Source organism: Fundidesulfovibrio terrae (genome assembly GCF_022808915.1).
Taxonomy (GTDB): domain Bacteria; phylum Desulfobacterota; class Desulfovibrionia; order Desulfovibrionales; family Desulfovibrionaceae; genus Fundidesulfovibrio; species Fundidesulfovibrio terrae.
Window position 1 is genome coordinate 349,479 of record NZ_JAKZFS010000003.1, and the last position, 14,512, is coordinate 363,990.

At 63.5% G+C, this 14,512-nt stretch carries 12 protein-coding genes; all 12 read left to right on the plus strand.

The features are described 5' to 3' along the window. Window positions 1-42: 42 nt before the first annotated feature. On the plus strand, window positions 43-1,425 hold the full coding sequence (locus ML540_RS12365) for a TIGR03013 family XrtA/PEP-CTERM system glycosyltransferase (protein WP_243361502.1): 1,383 nt from the start codon (window positions 43-45) through the stop codon (window positions 1,423-1,425). After that, on the plus strand, window positions 1,422-2,345 hold the full coding sequence (locus ML540_RS12370) for a polysaccharide biosynthesis/export family protein (RefSeq protein ID WP_243361504.1): 924 nt from the start codon (window positions 1,422-1,424) through the stop codon (window positions 2,343-2,345). Before ML540_RS12365 ends, ML540_RS12370 begins: the two co-directional genes overlap by 4 nt. A 22-nt stretch (window positions 2,346-2,367) precedes the next feature. Next, complete coding sequence (locus ML540_RS12375; protein WP_243361506.1) at window positions 2,368-3,858, plus strand: XrtA system polysaccharide chain length determinant; 1,491 nt, start codon at window positions 2,368-2,370, stop codon at window positions 3,856-3,858. Between the two features lie 19 nt (window positions 3,859-3,877). Next, the gene (locus ML540_RS12380; RefSeq protein ID WP_243361508.1) at window positions 3,878-4,696 is read left to right on the plus strand and encodes an XrtA-associated tyrosine autokinase; all 819 of its coding nucleotides are present in this window, start codon (window positions 3,878-3,880) and stop codon (window positions 4,694-4,696) included. Window positions 4,697-4,734: 38 nt separating this feature from the next. Further along, window positions 4,735-5,997 (plus strand): XrtA/PEP-CTERM system-associated ATPase, encoded by a 1,263-nt coding sequence (locus ML540_RS12385; RefSeq protein WP_243361511.1) that lies wholly within the window; start codon window positions 4,735-4,737, stop codon window positions 5,995-5,997. Window positions 5,998-6,007: 10 nt separating this feature from the next. Further along, entirely contained in the window at window positions 6,008-7,222 is a 1,215-nt protein-coding gene (locus ML540_RS12390; RefSeq protein ID WP_243361515.1) for a porin family protein, read from the plus strand. 11 nt (window positions 7,223-7,233) lie between these two features. Then, window positions 7,234-8,106 (plus strand): XrtA system polysaccharide deacetylase, encoded by an 873-nt coding sequence (locus ML540_RS12395; RefSeq protein ID WP_243361517.1) that lies wholly within the window; start codon window positions 7,234-7,236, stop codon window positions 8,104-8,106. Further along, a complete protein-coding gene (locus tag ML540_RS12400; protein WP_243361520.1) occupies window positions 8,103-9,158 on the plus strand; it encodes a FemAB family XrtA/PEP-CTERM system-associated protein in 1,056 nt (351 codons plus the stop codon). The genes ML540_RS12395 and ML540_RS12400 overlap by 4 nt, the downstream gene beginning before the upstream one ends. Next, the gene (locus ML540_RS12405) at window positions 9,155-10,354 is read left to right on the plus strand and encodes a DegT/DnrJ/EryC1/StrS family aminotransferase (RefSeq protein WP_243361522.1); all 1,200 of its coding nucleotides are present in this window, start codon (window positions 9,155-9,157) and stop codon (window positions 10,352-10,354) included. Before ML540_RS12400 ends, ML540_RS12405 begins: the two co-directional genes overlap by 4 nt. Beyond that, a complete protein-coding gene (locus ML540_RS12410) occupies window positions 10,351-11,481 on the plus strand; it encodes a glycosyltransferase family 2 protein (RefSeq protein WP_243361524.1) in 1,131 nt (376 codons plus the stop codon). The genes ML540_RS12405 and ML540_RS12410 overlap by 4 nt, the downstream gene beginning before the upstream one ends. Before the next feature lie 87 nt (window positions 11,482-11,568). Next, window positions 11,569-13,404 carry an ABC transporter ATP-binding protein gene (locus ML540_RS12415; protein ID WP_243361526.1) on the plus strand — a complete coding sequence of 612 codons (1,836 nt, stop codon included), beginning with the start codon at window positions 11,569-11,571 and terminating at the stop codon, window positions 13,402-13,404. A gap of 39 nt (window positions 13,405-13,443) precedes the next feature. Further along, window positions 13,444-14,490, plus strand: a complete 1,047-nt coding sequence (locus ML540_RS12420; RefSeq protein WP_243361528.1) for a glycosyltransferase family 2 protein — start codon at window positions 13,444-13,446, stop codon at window positions 14,488-14,490. The last annotated feature ends 22 nt before the right edge of the window (window positions 14,491-14,512 follow it).

Sequence of the window (14,512 nt, forward strand, 5' to 3'; positions counted from 1 at the left end):
GCGGCGTTTCGCCGGGCCAGGCGTTTTCCGGAGGGTAGCCGCATGCATACCGACATCGACGGTCAACGAATCAGAAAGCGTACGCTCAGACACTGCGCGCTGGACGTCCTGGTCGCGCTCACAGCCTTGCAGCTGACCATGATGCTGCCATATTTCGGGCTCAAAAGCCTGAACGCATCCGTGCTGGAATCCGGGCAGGCCGTGCATTTCCTGGTCATCGCCGCGTTCCCGTCCATGCTGATCGGAATCATCCTGGCCTACGCGGCCAAGAGCCATGGCATGGTGGTCCACCTCACCAAGACGGCAATCTCCATCCTGGTCTCGTACGTCCTGTTCCTGGCCATGGAGGAAACCCGCCTGCCTGGCCGTCTCGGCCAGGCCGAGATCCTCTGGGGCCTGTCCGTGTTCGCCGTGCTGAGCCTGGGCTGCGAGGTGTTGGGGCATGTGAAGACCTGGTTCCCGGCCAACGGCGGCGGTCGCGTGTTGCTCGTGGGCAATGGCGCCATGGCCCAGCAGATGGAGGACATGATCCGGCAGGCGTCCGATGACTACGAACTGGTGGGCCGAGTGGAGTATCCGGCAGCCCCGGGCCAGGCCAGGGCCGAGGAAGTCCAGGACATCTTCGAGACGGCCAAGCGCCTGGGAGCCAACAAGGTGGTCATCTCGCTGACCGAGCGCCGGGGGGTCTTCCCGCTCCAGGACATGCTCAGCTGCAAGCTCTCCGGCATCGAGGTTCTCGACTCCCCATCCATGTTCGAATGCCTGACCGGCAAGCTGCTCATCGAGAACATCACCCCCAGCTGGTTCATCTTCTGCCATGGCTTCAGGGTCACTCCCGGGCTGAAGGCCATCAAGCGCGGCATCGACGTGGCCCTGTCCCTGTTCGGGCTGGCGGTCTTCGCCCCGTTTGTGCCCATCGTGGCGCTGGCCCTCAAGCTCGATTCTCCCGGCCCCATCTTCTTCAGGCAGACCCGCGTAGGCCAGGGCGACAAAAACTTCGAGCTGATCAAATTCAGATCCATGCGCCAGGACGCCGAGAAGAACACCGGCGCGGTCTGGGCCCAGAAGAACGATGACAGGGTCACGCGGCTGGGGCGCTTCCTGCGCAAGTCCCGCATCGACGAGATTCCGCAGCTCATAAACGTGCTCAAGGGAGAAATGAGCCTGGTGGGGCCGCGCCCCGAGCGCCCCGAGTTCGTCCAGACCCTCAAGGAGCGCATCCCCTACTACTCGGAGCGCCACTTCGTAAAACCGGGCGTCTCGGGTTGGGCGCAGGTCCGTTATCCGTACGGCGCGTCCGTGGAGGACGCCGTGGAGAAGCTCCGCTACGACCTCTACTACATCAAGAACATTTCCATCCTGTTGGATTTCAAGATCATACTCAAAACCATCAACGTGATGCTCTTCTGCAGGGGCGGGAGATGAACGCCGTGACGCACGCCGCCACGCGCACCGCCCCGCGGGACATGCCCATGTCCGGCCAGTGTCCGGCCGCCATGGATCCAATCAACGGCAGCCACCATTCAGGAGGGATGACAACCGTGAGGATGATCCTTGCTTTCGTGCTTCTAGCGGTGTTGATCGGTGCAACCACCACCCGTGCCGCCGATTACGGAATCGTGGTGGGGGACAAACTGGCGATCATGGTCCAGGGCGAAGCGGACTTGAGCATCGGCGCCACGGTTCGCCCAGACGGAAAGATCACCTACCCCAACATCGGCGAGGTCCAGGCGGCGGGTCTGACGCCCACCCAACTGTCGGACAAACTGGCCGCCGGACTTAAACATATCGTGCGCAAGCCAATCGTCTCCGTGACCGTCGTGGAAGGCAAGAACGACAAGGTCTACGTGGTCGGGGGCGGCGTGAAGCACACCTTTTTCGAGCTCTCCACCCACAAAGACCTGCTGCAGTTGCTCGCCAGCATCGACGACATGACCGTCGCCGATCTCGACCAGGCGTCGCTCGTCCGGGAAAACAAGGTCGTGCTCAAGGGGTTCCGGCAACTCTACGAGGATGGCGACATCTCCCTGAACCAGGAGCTTCACGCCGGTGACGTCATCATCCTGCCTGTGCTCAAGGACCGCTTCGTCTACGTTTCCGGTGCCGTCAACAAGCCCAGGACCCTGTCCTTCCGCGAAGGAATGACCGTTCTCGATGCCATCATGGAGGCTGAGGGCTTCTCGAAGTTCGCCAGCCCCAACGGCACGAAGATCGTTCGCCGCGCCGGAGAGAAGGAAGAAGTCATCAAAGTGAAGGCCAAACGCCTCATGGACAAGGGCGATTCCAGCCAGAACTACCTCCTGCAGCGCGGCGACATGGTCATCGTTGAGGAAGGGATGTTCTAGCCCCTGCGGACACGGAGACGTCATGACCAGATCAAGCAGCTACGACTATTATGTGAACCTGTTCTTGCGCAACAAGCGGCCGTTCGTGCTTGTCGCGCTGGCGGTGATGACCCTGGGCGTCATCCTGGCCTACACGCTGCCCAAGAAATACGAGGCGCAGAGCACCGTATTCCTGGAGCAGAACGTCATCACCGACCTGGTGAAGGGCATTGCCATCAGCCCGCCCGTGGAATCCAAGCTCAAGATGCTCTCCGTTTCGCTCCTCAGCCGTTCCATGATACTCAAGGTCCTGAACGAAATGAACAAGGACCTGCAGCTCAAGAACGACATGGAGATGGAGGAGTACCTGGGAGACCTCACCAAGCGCATCACCATTTCCTACATGGAAAGGCAAGGCGTGTTCAGAATCACCTTGCGCGACAGCGACCCGCGCTTCGCCAGCGCCTTCGTCAACACCCTCACGCGCAAGTACATCGACGAGAACACGTCCTCGAAGCGCGAGGAATCCCTGGACGCCACCAAGTTCCTGGCCGAACAGATCGAGACCTTCAAGAAGCGCATCGACGCCGCCGACGAGGCCATCAACCGCTTCAAGAGCGAGAAGGGCCTCATCCTGGCCACGGACGACGTCTATCTGCGCGGCGAAATCGCCAACGCGGAGAAAAGACTCGAGGATCTGACCATCAAGCGCAACGAACTGGAAGCCAAAAAGCGCATCTACCAGGAGAGGGGTCCCGAGCCGGGCAGGCTTGCCGAGGCCGAAGCGCGCCTGGCGGAACTGCTCTCCCGCTACACCCCCGAGAATCCAAAGGTCGCGGCTGCCCAGGCGGAGGTGTCCAGGCTGCGTAGCGGGCGCGGCGATGCGGCCAAAACCCGCACGGCGAGCGCCATCAAGGACAGCCTCCAGATGGTGCAGGTGGAAATCGACGCCGTCAAGGAAATGGAAGACCGGCAGAAGCGCATCATCGAGAACAGCAAGGCGCTCCTGCGGGATATCCCCGGCGTCCGGGCCTCCCTTGCGGAACTGGTCCGGAAGAAGGATAACGAGGGCGTGGTCTACCAGCAGCTCGTGGCGCGGTATGGCCAGTCGGAGGTCTCCAAGCAGATGGAGCTCCAGGACAAGTCCGTCACCTTCCGCGTTCTCGATCCGGCGGTCACGCCCATCACCCCGGTGTTTCCCAACAAGCTTTACGTCATCCTGGGCTCCGTGGCCCTGGGACTGGGCATGGGCTTCGGCTTCATCTACCTGATGGATACCCTCAAGGGAGGGATCAAGTCGCCTGCCGCCCTGAAGGAACTCGACATCCCTGTCTTCGCCGTCATCCCGTACGTGCCTGACGTTCTCGAAGAGATGAACGCGCGCAGAAAGGACCGCATCTTCCTGAGCTTCGCAGCCGGATTCTTCCTGATCATCATGCTTATCGCCACGGCGGACGCTCTCAGCCTGCAGGACAACGTCCTCAGGGCCGGGAACGCCATCAAGAGCAAGATTTCACACGTCGTGAACAATTAAGCGCGACCAAGGACCACACATGAGCAGGATCGAAGAAGCACTGAACAAAGCCATCGAGATCAACCAGGTCCAGCAGCCGCGCGCGGCGCGGGCTTCCGCCCCTCCTCCGAACACCGAGGGGGACGCGGTGGTGGTTCCCAACGACCACATGCTGCTCACCCTCACCACTCCCAATTCCCCGGCCGCCGAGGAATATCGCAAGCTCAAGGAAGCCATCATCAAGGAGACCGGGCGGGAGGGGTTCAACAACGTGCTTCTGGTGACGAGCGTCAATCCGGGGGAAGGCAAGACCGTCACCACCCTCAATCTCGCCGTCAGCCTTGCCCACGAGTTCGACTACACCGTCCTGCTCGTGGACGCGGACCTGCGGGCTCCGGCCTGCAACAAGTACCTCGGCATCGAGTCGGAAAAGGGCCTGTCCGACTGCCTTGAGAACGACACCCCGTGCACCGACGTGCTCGTCCGCACGGGCATCGGCCGGCTGGTCCTTTTCCCGGCCGGCAAGCCCGTGGCCAACCCCGTGGAGCTGATCTCGTCGAGCAAGATGCGCAACCTCATCACCGAGCTCAAACACCGGTACCCTGATCGTTTCATTCTCATCGACTCCCCTCCGGCCAAATTCTTCGCCGAGACGCGCTTCCTCGCGTCCATGGCCGATGCATCCGTCATGGTGGTGCGCGAGGGCGAATCCTCCCTTGATGAAATCGCCGAAACAGCCGCCGCCCTGGACAACAGGGTTATCGGCATCGTCTACAACGGCGCGAGGGAAAACCCCTTCTCCAAGGCGTCTCAATATCACTACTACGCATACTCCCAGCCCGAGGAGGCCGGACAGTGAGGAATTCGCCTCCGCGTGCCTCTCATCCGGAGAATGCCGTGTACGAATCTTTCTTCAGTTTGGAACATAAGCCTTTTGAGCTTATTCCGAACCCACGGTTTCTCTATTTGAGCGCCGCGCACCGCAAGGCGCTCAACTACCTGACGTACGGCATACGCCAGCAAAGCGGCTTCATCCTGCTGACCGGAGAGGTCGGCACAGGGAAGACCACCATCATCCGAAGCCTCATCAAGAGCCAGCTCAACGACGTGACGCTGTCCAAGATATTCAACACCAAGGTTGAATCACAACAGCTCATCGAGATGATCCTGGAAGACTTCGGGGTGCGCCCGTCAGGAAAGGATAAACCCTCGCTCCTGCGTGAACTCAACGACTTCCTGATCGAGCAGTTTTCGCGGGGGCGCCAGTGCGTGCTCATTATCGACGAGGCCCAGAACCTGTCGCGTGAGGTTCTCGAGGAAGTGCGCATGCTCTCCAACCTCGAAAACGACCAGCAGAAGCTTCTGCGCATCATCCTGGTGGGGCAGCCCGAACTCAAGGCGTTGCTCGCCGCGCCCGAGCTCCTGCAGTTGCGCCAGCGCATCCAGGTCAGCTGCCACATCCCCCCTCTGCCCGAGAACGAGATCGAGGACTACATCACCCACCGCCTGGAATTCGCGGGCAACCGCAACGCGGCGACCTTCGATCCCGGCGCGTTCGAGGCCATCCACCACTATACCCGGGGCGTGCCCAGGCTGATCAACATCCTGTGCGACTACCTCCTGTTGGACGCGTTCGCCAACGAGACGCGCACCATCACGGCGGCCTCAGTGCACGAGGTGGCCGGCGACCTCAATTTCGACAACCAGTACTGGAATCCCCCGGCCCCGCCCCAGGAGGACGACATCCCGGGATGCCAGTCCAAGACGGTGCCCCTTGCCAGTGCCCGGGCGTCCGCCAAGATCACCTCGCTGCTGAAGAATCTCAACGGACGGCTCAAGAGCCTCGAGGACGTCCTGCCGCGCCTGGAACAGATCCGCATCCCCCCCGCCCAGGACAACTCTGGGCTGTCCAAGCAGCTGAGCTCCTTCCAGGAGGGCCTCCAGGGCCGCATGGACGACATGTGGCGGGCCATCGAAACCATCGCCGAGGAAGTCCACTCCCTGAAGCTGCGGGTGGATGTCGAGCCGCCCATCGAGGAGGCCGTCCCACCTCCTGCCGAGGTTCCCGACGACATTCCCGAAGACATCCCCGAGATCGCTTCCGTGCCGGCCATCGAAAAATCCGGCTGGCTGAAACGCCTCATCTTCAAGACGTCATAGGGGCACTACCATGCGACTCCACTTCCTGCTCGCCCTGCTCATGGGAACACTGCTCATGCCTCCCCGCGCCATCAGCGGCACGTTCGACAACGACATCACCCTCGGGCTCGGCGAGGAGTACAACTCCAACGTCAATGAAACGCCCCATGCCCAGGCCGACTGGGCCAGCATCGCTTCGGCCGTCGGTACGGTCAAATACGAGGCTTCGCGACTCACCGTGAATGGAGCCATCGACGGCAGCTACAACCTGTACGCCCTGGGCAACCGGGAGAACGAATTCAAAGGCCACGGCAAGGTGAAGGCGTCTCTGGCCGTAATGCCGGACACGGTGTTCCTGGAGGCCGAGGACTCGTTCCAGCAGGTCTACAAGAACCTGAACAGGGGCGCGACCAACTCGACAGACTCCACCTCCGACATGACCAACCAGAACACCGTCACCGGCCGGTTCTTGATCATGCCCAGGGTTGCCGACCGGCTCACGTTGAAGCTCGGGGCCGAAATCAACGCCATCATCTACAACTCCACCGAGCTCAACAAGCAAATCTACGCAGTGTTCGGGGAGGCTGGCTACGCCCTGACCACCCAGCTGCAGCTGATCCTGAACGCCGAAGGCAAACGCCAGGAGCCGTTTGCCGGAGGATACGACCGGGTCGTCGTGAGCGGCGGCTTCAGATGGGACTACTCCTCCGACGGCAACATCCTGGCAATGGTCGGTCCGCGCTTCACCCGCTACAATGTCGGCGACTTCATCGTGGACCCGTACTGGAACGCCAAGCTCGTCCACAGCTTCGGCAAGCTGAAGTTATCCGCCGACACGAGCTCCATCTACGGGGAAAACCCCTCTAACAGATTCACCACCAAGACCGTCACGGTGGGCGGTGGCGCGGAATGGAAGCAGGACCGAGTGGGCCTCGCGGCTGGAGCCAGGTTCTCATCCCTCAGCGGCCAAGCCCAGAGCAGTTCCAAACAGGTCTCGCTCTCCCTCACGGGCAGCTACGAACTGCTGCCCCGCCTGGTTCTCAAGGCCGGCGGCAGCCGGGAGAGCAGCCTGACCAGCGGCGACGACCTCGTGCGCTGGTACGCCAACGGAAGCCTGAACTATGAGATATCGGACAGGTTCACCGTGGAAGGCTACTACAAATGGAAGCTCTCGGGCTCCAACAGGGGCGGCATCGACAACTACAACGTCAACATCGTGGGTCTGCGCTTCAAACGCACCTTCTGAGCGTAGCAGTCATGACTCACGGCAAAGCCATCCTCAATGCGCTGACCGTGGATGTGGAGGATTATTTCCATGTCCAGGCATTCGCGGGGGTCATACCCCCGCACACGTGGGACTCCTTCGAGTCGCGCGTGGAGAACAACACCCGGCGCGTGCTGGACATGCTGGCCGAGCACGACTTGAAAGCCACCTTCTTCGTCCTCGGATGGGAAGCCGAGCGACGCCCGGGGCTGGTCCGCCGCATCGCCGAGGACGGCCACGAGGTGGCCTGCCACGGCTACGGCCATCAGCTGATCTACCGCATCGGCCCTGACGCCTTCCGGGAGGACGTCGGCCGGGCCAAGGCCCTGCTGGAGGACATCACCGGGGAGAGCGTGACCGGCTATCGCGCGCCGAGCTATTCCATCACCGCCCAAAGCCTCTGGGCCCTGGACATCCTGATCGAGTGCGGCTTCGAGTACGACTCGAGCATCTTTCCTGTGATCCACGACACTTACGGAATCCCGGACGCCCCGAGGTTTCCCCACGTCATCGAGCGCCCAAGCGGTTCCCTGCTCGAATTCCCGGCCAGCACCTTCGAACTGCGGGCTTTCGGCATGCGGATGCGCCTGCCGGTGGCGGGCGGCGGATATCTGCGGCTCTTCCCGGTCCGCGCCCTGCGCGGGGCCATCAGGTCCATCAACAGGCGTGAATCCCGCCCGGCGGTGCTCTACTTCCATCCCTGGGAACTGGACACCGGGCAGCCGCGCATCAAGGCCGGCCTCAAGTCGAGATTCCGGCACACGGTCAATCTGCACAAAACGGAAGCCAAGGTGCGAAAGCTCATCTCCGACCTCCCCTTCGGCCCCATGCGCCAGGTTTTGAAGCAAGGACGGTGGCGCGTATGACACCAGGCACCATGGCCGTGCGGACCGTGGATCCGGGCAATCCCGAGGAAGCGTCGCGCTGGGACGCATTCGTGGAAAGCATGGAATCCGCCTCGTTCTACCACAAGATGGACTGGCTCCGCGTCATCCGCGACAGCTTCAGCCACGACGTCCACCCCTTGGCCACCACGGACGGGGACGGCCGGATACTTGGCATTCTTCCTCTGGTGCACATCCGCAGCCGGATATTCTCCAACGCCCTCATCTCCCTTCCCTTTCTCAATTACGGAGGCGTCCTGGCTACAACCCCGGCCGCTGCCGCCACCCTGAACGAAGAGGCCCGAGGGCTCATGAAAAAGCTCGGTTGTTCGTTCGTGGAGCTACGCCACGTGAAAGGCCACGGACTTGGCGACAGGACCAGATCGCACAAGGTCACCATGACCGTGCCCCTCTCGACGGACACCGCCGCGCTCTGGAAGTCGGTGGCCTCCAACGCTCGCACAAAGATCAGAAAGGCGCAGAAGAGCGGCCTCACAGTGTCTTCCGGCCGCGAGGAACTGCTGGACGGCTTCTACGACGTGTTCGCCCGCAACATGCGCGACCTGGGAACTCCTGTGTATTCCAAGGGTTTCTTCCACAACATCCTGCGCGCTTTCCCGGAGAACACCCGCGTCTTCACCGTGGCGCACGAGGGCAAGCCTGTGGCTTCGGGTCTGGCTGTCTGGTTCCGGGGCTTCTTCGAGGTGCCCTGGGCCTCGTCATTGAAGGAATGGCGTGTGAGCTGCCCCAACTATCTTCTTTCCTGGGAGACCATGCGTCACGCTGCCGAGAACGGCTTCACTGAGTTCGACTTCGGGCGGTCCACCCCCGGCTCCGGCCCATACGCATACAAGAAGCAGTGGGGAACCAAGGAAATTCCCCTGAACTGGGAATATTGCCTGGACGGCGCAGGCGGGATCCCGGAGCACAATCCCCAAAACAGCCGGTACGCCCTGGCCATACGCATCTGGCAATGCCTCCCCATGCCCGTCACTAGGCTCATCGGGCCCCATATTGTGAGGAACATCCCATGAACCCCCTTCTCCCCCGGTCGGTCCCCCCGGCGGGCATGCACATCCCCCTCAAGGACATCCTGGGTTCGCTCCGGGAGTGCCTGCTGGCGCGGGACGGAGCCAAGAGCTTCCAGGACGCGGTGCAGCGGGCATTCGGGGTGCGCCACGCATTCCTCTACTCGTCCGGCAAGGCGGCCCTGAGCGTGGCCCTGCAGGCTCTGGGGAGCCTGGCTCCGGAGCGCGACGAGGTGCTCATCCCGGCGTTCACCTCCTATTCGGTACCCTCGGCGGTGGTGAACGCGGGGTTCAAGGTTTCCCTGTACGACCTGGACGCCAAGACCCTCGCGCCCGATCTGGCCAGCCTGGAACGGGCCGTCACCGGCAAGACCCTGTGCGCCGTGGCCTGCCATCTCTTCGGCATCCCCTGCGACATGGAGGCTTTCCGGGCCGTCTGCCGGGCCCACGGCGTCCCCGTGCTGGACGACGCGGCCCAGGCCATGGGCGCGTCCCGCAAGGGCGGCCTGGCCGGGACCATGGGCGACATCGGCCTCTTCAGCCTCGGCAGGGGGAAGGCCATCACCTGCGTGAGCGGAGGGGTACTGGCGACGGACGACGACCGGCTCGCGCAGGCCATCTCCGCCGTTGCCGTCCCGGAAGCCACCAGGATGGACGACCTGCGCGCCTGCGCCGTGGCCCTGGCCATGAACGTCCTTCTGCGCCCGCGCCTGTACTGGATACCCCAGTCGCTCCCGTTCATGGGGCTTGGAAAGTCCCAGTTCGACCCGAACTTTCCGGTCCTCGGCCTGGGCTCGTTCCAGGCCGCCCTGGGACGGCGCATGCTGGCCGGCCTTGACGAGAGCAACTCCCGGCGCAGGGACCAGGCGCGGGCCATGCTTTCCCGCCTTGGAGACATGCAGGACGAACTCGCGGTGCCCGTCCCCGGGGACTGCAGCCCCGTGTACCCCCGCCTGCCTCTCCTGGCAGGGGACGGCCATGCCGACCGCCTGGGCGGGCACGGGGTTTCACGCTCCTATCCCGATTCGCTGGACCGGCTCGAGCCTTTGCGGGGGCACCTGGCGTCGGCGAGCGACTGCCCCGGTGCGCGGCGCCTGGCCGCCGAACTCGTCACCGTGCCCACCCACTCGTATCTCACCGGCGAGGACATGGACGCCATCGCCAGCGGGCTCGCAGGCGGCCAAGGGAGGCGTCCGGCATGAGCATGTTCCTGTTCTGGTCCTGCGCCATCCTGCTGGCTTACGTGTACTTCGGCTATCCGGCGATCCTCCGGCTGTGCGCCGCGAAAGCGAAGGGACGTTCCGCGCAGTCCTCCCAGGACGAATACTGTCCGCGCATCAGCATCCTGCTTTCCGTGTACAACGAAGAAGCGGTCATGGCCCGGAAGATCGAGAACTTCCTGGCGCTCGACTATCCCTCAGGCATGATCGAGCTGATCGTGGTCTCGGACGGCAGCACGGATTCGACCGACGCCATCCTCAAGGATGCGGCGAAGGGGAATATCCGATTCCTGCGCCAGGAAGGCCGGCTGGGCAAGACCGCCGCCCTCAACATGGCCGCAGCCGAAGCCACGGGGGACATCCTCGTATTCACCGATGCCAACTCCATGTTCCTGCCGGACGCCGCGCGCCGCCTGGCCGCACACTTCGCCGACCCGTCCGTGGGGCTGGTCAGCGGGCGTACCCGGTATCAGCTGCCCCAGGGGCAGGAATCCTTCGGGGGGCTTTACCTGCGCTACGAACAGTTCATCCGGGAATGCGAAAGCGCCCTCTATTCCATCGTCGGAGCCGATGGAGCCATCTACGCCCTGCGCGCCTCCATCTACAGCCCCCTCGCCCCCCGGCACATCAATGACTTCCTGCACCCCATGCAGGCCGTCATCGACGGGTACAAGGCCGTGAGCGGCCCACAGGCCATCTGCGTCGAACCGGCCGAAGACAGGGGCGCGGAAGAATTCCGCAGGCAGACCAGGATCATGTCCCAGTCCTGGGACATCTTCTTCTCGCAGATATTCGGACTCATGGCGGCCGGGCGGTACGGGTACTGCTGGCAGCTCGTATCGCACAAGGCGCTACGCTGGCTGTCCGTCCCCATGCTGACCGCCTCCACCCTGGCGGGACTGGCGCTTTCCACTGAGGGGACCTTCTACATGCTGGCGTCCGCCGCTCAGTTGGGCTTCATCGGCCTGGCCCTGGCCGGGGGCAGGATACGCACGGGCGCTCCGCGCATCGCGTTCCTGTTCATGCTGCTCCACCTGGCGGCGTTGAACGGACTTTTGCGCTTCGCGCGCGGAGACCGGTTCGTCACCTGGGAGCCGAGGGCGTCATGAACACGCGCGAGACGATGTACGGACTTGCCCGCGAAGCGGCATGCGGCGCGATTGCGCGCCCTGGCGCTCCCAGGGGCGGAGGCAGCCATGCGTGACGCCGTGTCCAAGATACTCCTGATCCTGACCCCGGCCGAACGCAGGAAGCTGTTCCTGATCATGCTGGTGGTCATGGGCATGGCCTTGCTGGACATGTTCGGTGTGGCCTCGATCATGCCGTTTCTGGCCCTGGCCGCCAATCCCGAGGCCATCAAGACCAACCACTGGCTGGCCATGGCCTACGCCTGGGGGGGCTTCGAGAGCGCCAACGTCTTCATGTTGACCATGGGCCTTTGCTGCCTGGCCCTCTTGGTGGTGGGGAACGCCTACAAGATCTTCACAACCTGGCTGCTGATGCGGTTCATACACCTGCGCAACCACGCCATCGCCCATCGCTTGCTGCGCGGGTACATGAGCCAGCCCTACGCATTCTTCCTGGAGCGCGCCACCAACGACATGGGCAAGAACATCCTGGAGGAGACGGCCGTCGTGGTGACAGGCGTGCTCACTCCCTTCGTGGAGATCGCCTCCCGCATGGTGGTGGTGGTGTTCCTGGCCGCGCTGCTCATCATGCTGGACCCGGTACTGGCCGTGTGCATCGTGGTGCTCATCGGGAGCATCTACTGGGCTATTTTCGGGCTGGTGCGCAAGAAGCTCGGCACCACGGGCCAGGAACGCACCCATGCGGCGCAGGAGCGGCACAAGACCGCCGCGGAGGCGCTCAGGGGAATCAAGGACATCAAAATTCTCGGACGCCAAAGCTATTTCCTCGAACGGTTCGCCCGGGCGTCCCACCGTTCCGCAGTGGTGACCGCGTTTACCATGGTCATCGGCCAGGTGCCCCGCTTCGTCATGGAAACGGTGGCTTTCGGCGGGATTCTGGTCATCGTGCTCTACAGCCTGTCCATCGGGGGCAACAAGATCGAGAACGTCCTGCCCCTCATCGGGGTGTACGCCTTCGCCGGGTTCAGGCTCATGCCGGCCATGCAGCAGATCTTCAACGGCATCACCAACCTGCGCTTCTACCAGTCCTCCCTGGACCTGCTGCACCAGGACATACGCGCCTACGGCCCGCCCCCCGGCTCCAAGGAGTTCGAGCACGGGGACGTCCGTCGCATGGCATTCCAGGACGAATTCCGGATCGAGGACGTCAACTTCTCCTACAAGGACTCCCCCCCGGTGCTGCGCGGACTCACCTTGTCCATTCCCAAGAACGCCATCATAGGGCTGGCCGGGTCCACGGGCGCGGGAAAGACCACCCTCATCGACATCCTCCTGGGCCTCATCGAACCGGACTCGGGGGCCATCCTGGTGGACGGCGCCCCCTTGACCCGGGAGAGCGTGGCCTCGTGGCAGGCCAACATCGGGTACGTGCCGCAGACCATCTTTCTGAGCGACGACACCATCACCCGCAACATCGCCTTCGGCGTGCCCGACGAGGACATCGACATGCAGGCCGTGGAGAACGCGGCCAGCATCGCCCACATCCACGACTTCATCACCCAGGAACTCCCGCAGGGCTACGACACGCCCATCGGCGAGGGGGGCATCCGCCTCTCCGGCGGGCAGCGTCAGCGCATCGGCATCGCCCGGGCCCTCTACCGCGACCCGGAGGTGCTGGTGCTGGACGAAGCCACCAGCGCCCTGGACGGAGCCACCGAAGCCGCGGTCATGGAGACGATCAACCGTCTGGCGCGCAAGAAAACGATCATCATGATCGCCCACCGCCTGAGCACGCTCAAGCCTTGCGACACCATCTTCGTCCTGAAGCAGGGCCGGGTGGCGTCCTCCGGAACATACGAAGAACTGGCCCGGGAGAGCCACGCCTTCAAGCAGATGCTCCAGCAGGTCCCGGCGGCGAAACACAGCGACTACGCGGCCGGATGACCCCGTCAATCTGAAGAAACTGGCATCGGGAACACACGAATGAACACGCCTCGGGTCACGGTGATAATGCCGGCCTACAACGCCGGACAGACCATCGCCGATTCCATAGCCAGCATCCTGGAACAATCCCTCCAGGACCTCGAACTGCTGGTCATCGACGACGGCTCCAAGGACCGGACCGCCGACATCGCCCGATCCTTCGGGGACGCCAGGGTGCGCGTTCTCTCGAACGGCGGCAACCGGGGCATCGCCTTCAGCCGCAACCGGGGACTCGAGGAAGCCCGGGGCGAATTCACGGCGTACCTGGACTCCGACGACATCAGCCTGCCAGGACGGCTCGCCCGGCAGGTGTCTTTCATGGAAAACAATCCCGCGCTCGGGGTGTGCGGCATGTGGATCGAAAGGTTCCCCGCTGCCGGCTCCCGCCCCGTCCCTTTCCCGGGGCATCCCGATACCGTGCGGTGTTTCCTCTTCGGCTATTCCCCCATCGCCACGTCGACGGCGATGCTGCGCACGCAATGGTTCAGGCAGCGCGGCTTACGCTACGACCCCGGCTTCGTCACGGCCGAGGACTATGACGTCTGGGAGCGCGCCTCGGCCTTCTTCCCCATGGCCAACATCCCCGAAGTGGGCGTGCGCTACCGCGTGCACCCGGGCCAGATCACCCAGGTGCAGAGGCAGAACCTCGACTCCATGACCGGGGCGGTGCGCAAAAGACAGCTCGACCGCCTCCTGGGCAATGTTTCCGAAGAGACCTTGGCCCTGCACAACACCATCATGAACACCCACGACGCGGCCGAGGCCCGGATGCTGCCCCAGGCAGGCTCCTGGCTGGAAAGGATTGCCGCCGCCAACCGCGCCAGGGAGCTCTACCCCGTGGACGTTTTCGAGGAGTTCCTGGCGGACCGGTGGATCAATCTCTGCCACCGCTCGGCCAGGGATGGAGCCGCCACCTGGACGGCCTACCGTGGCTCCAGGTTCAGCCGCCACGAACGGAACGGCCTGCGCGGGCGACTGCGCCTGCGGCTCAAATGCCTGCTCGGATCGGCAGGGCTGCTCCCGGGGGCCCGGAAAAATCCGGTTTGACGCCCACCCCGGGCACGCCCAA

Coding starts and splice junctions, on each gene's coding strand:
- ML540_RS12365 (WP_243361502.1), top strand. CDS start 43: ATGCATACCGACATCGACGGTCAACGAATCAGAAAGCGTACGCTCAGA.
- ML540_RS12370 (WP_243361504.1), top strand. CDS start 1,422: ATGAACGCCGTGACGCACGCCGCCACGCGCACCGCCCCGCGGGACATG.
- ML540_RS12375 (WP_243361506.1), top strand. CDS start 2,368: ATGACCAGATCAAGCAGCTACGACTATTATGTGAACCTGTTCTTGCGC.
- ML540_RS12380 (WP_243361508.1), top strand. CDS start 3,878: ATGAGCAGGATCGAAGAAGCACTGAACAAAGCCATCGAGATCAACCAG.
- ML540_RS12390 (WP_243361515.1), top strand. CDS start 6,008: ATGCGACTCCACTTCCTGCTCGCCCTGCTCATGGGAACACTGCTCATG.
- ML540_RS12395 (WP_243361517.1), top strand. CDS start 7,234: ATGACTCACGGCAAAGCCATCCTCAATGCGCTGACCGTGGATGTGGAG.
- ML540_RS12400 (WP_243361520.1), top strand. CDS start 8,103: ATGACACCAGGCACCATGGCCGTGCGGACCGTGGATCCGGGCAATCCC.
- ML540_RS12405 (WP_243361522.1), top strand. CDS start 9,155: ATGAACCCCCTTCTCCCCCGGTCGGTCCCCCCGGCGGGCATGCACATC.
- ML540_RS12410 (WP_243361524.1), top strand. CDS start 10,351: ATGAGCATGTTCCTGTTCTGGTCCTGCGCCATCCTGCTGGCTTACGTG.
- ML540_RS12415 (WP_243361526.1), top strand. CDS start 11,569: ATGCGTGACGCCGTGTCCAAGATACTCCTGATCCTGACCCCGGCCGAA.
- ML540_RS12420 (WP_243361528.1), top strand. CDS start 13,444: ATGAACACGCCTCGGGTCACGGTGATAATGCCGGCCTACAACGCCGGA.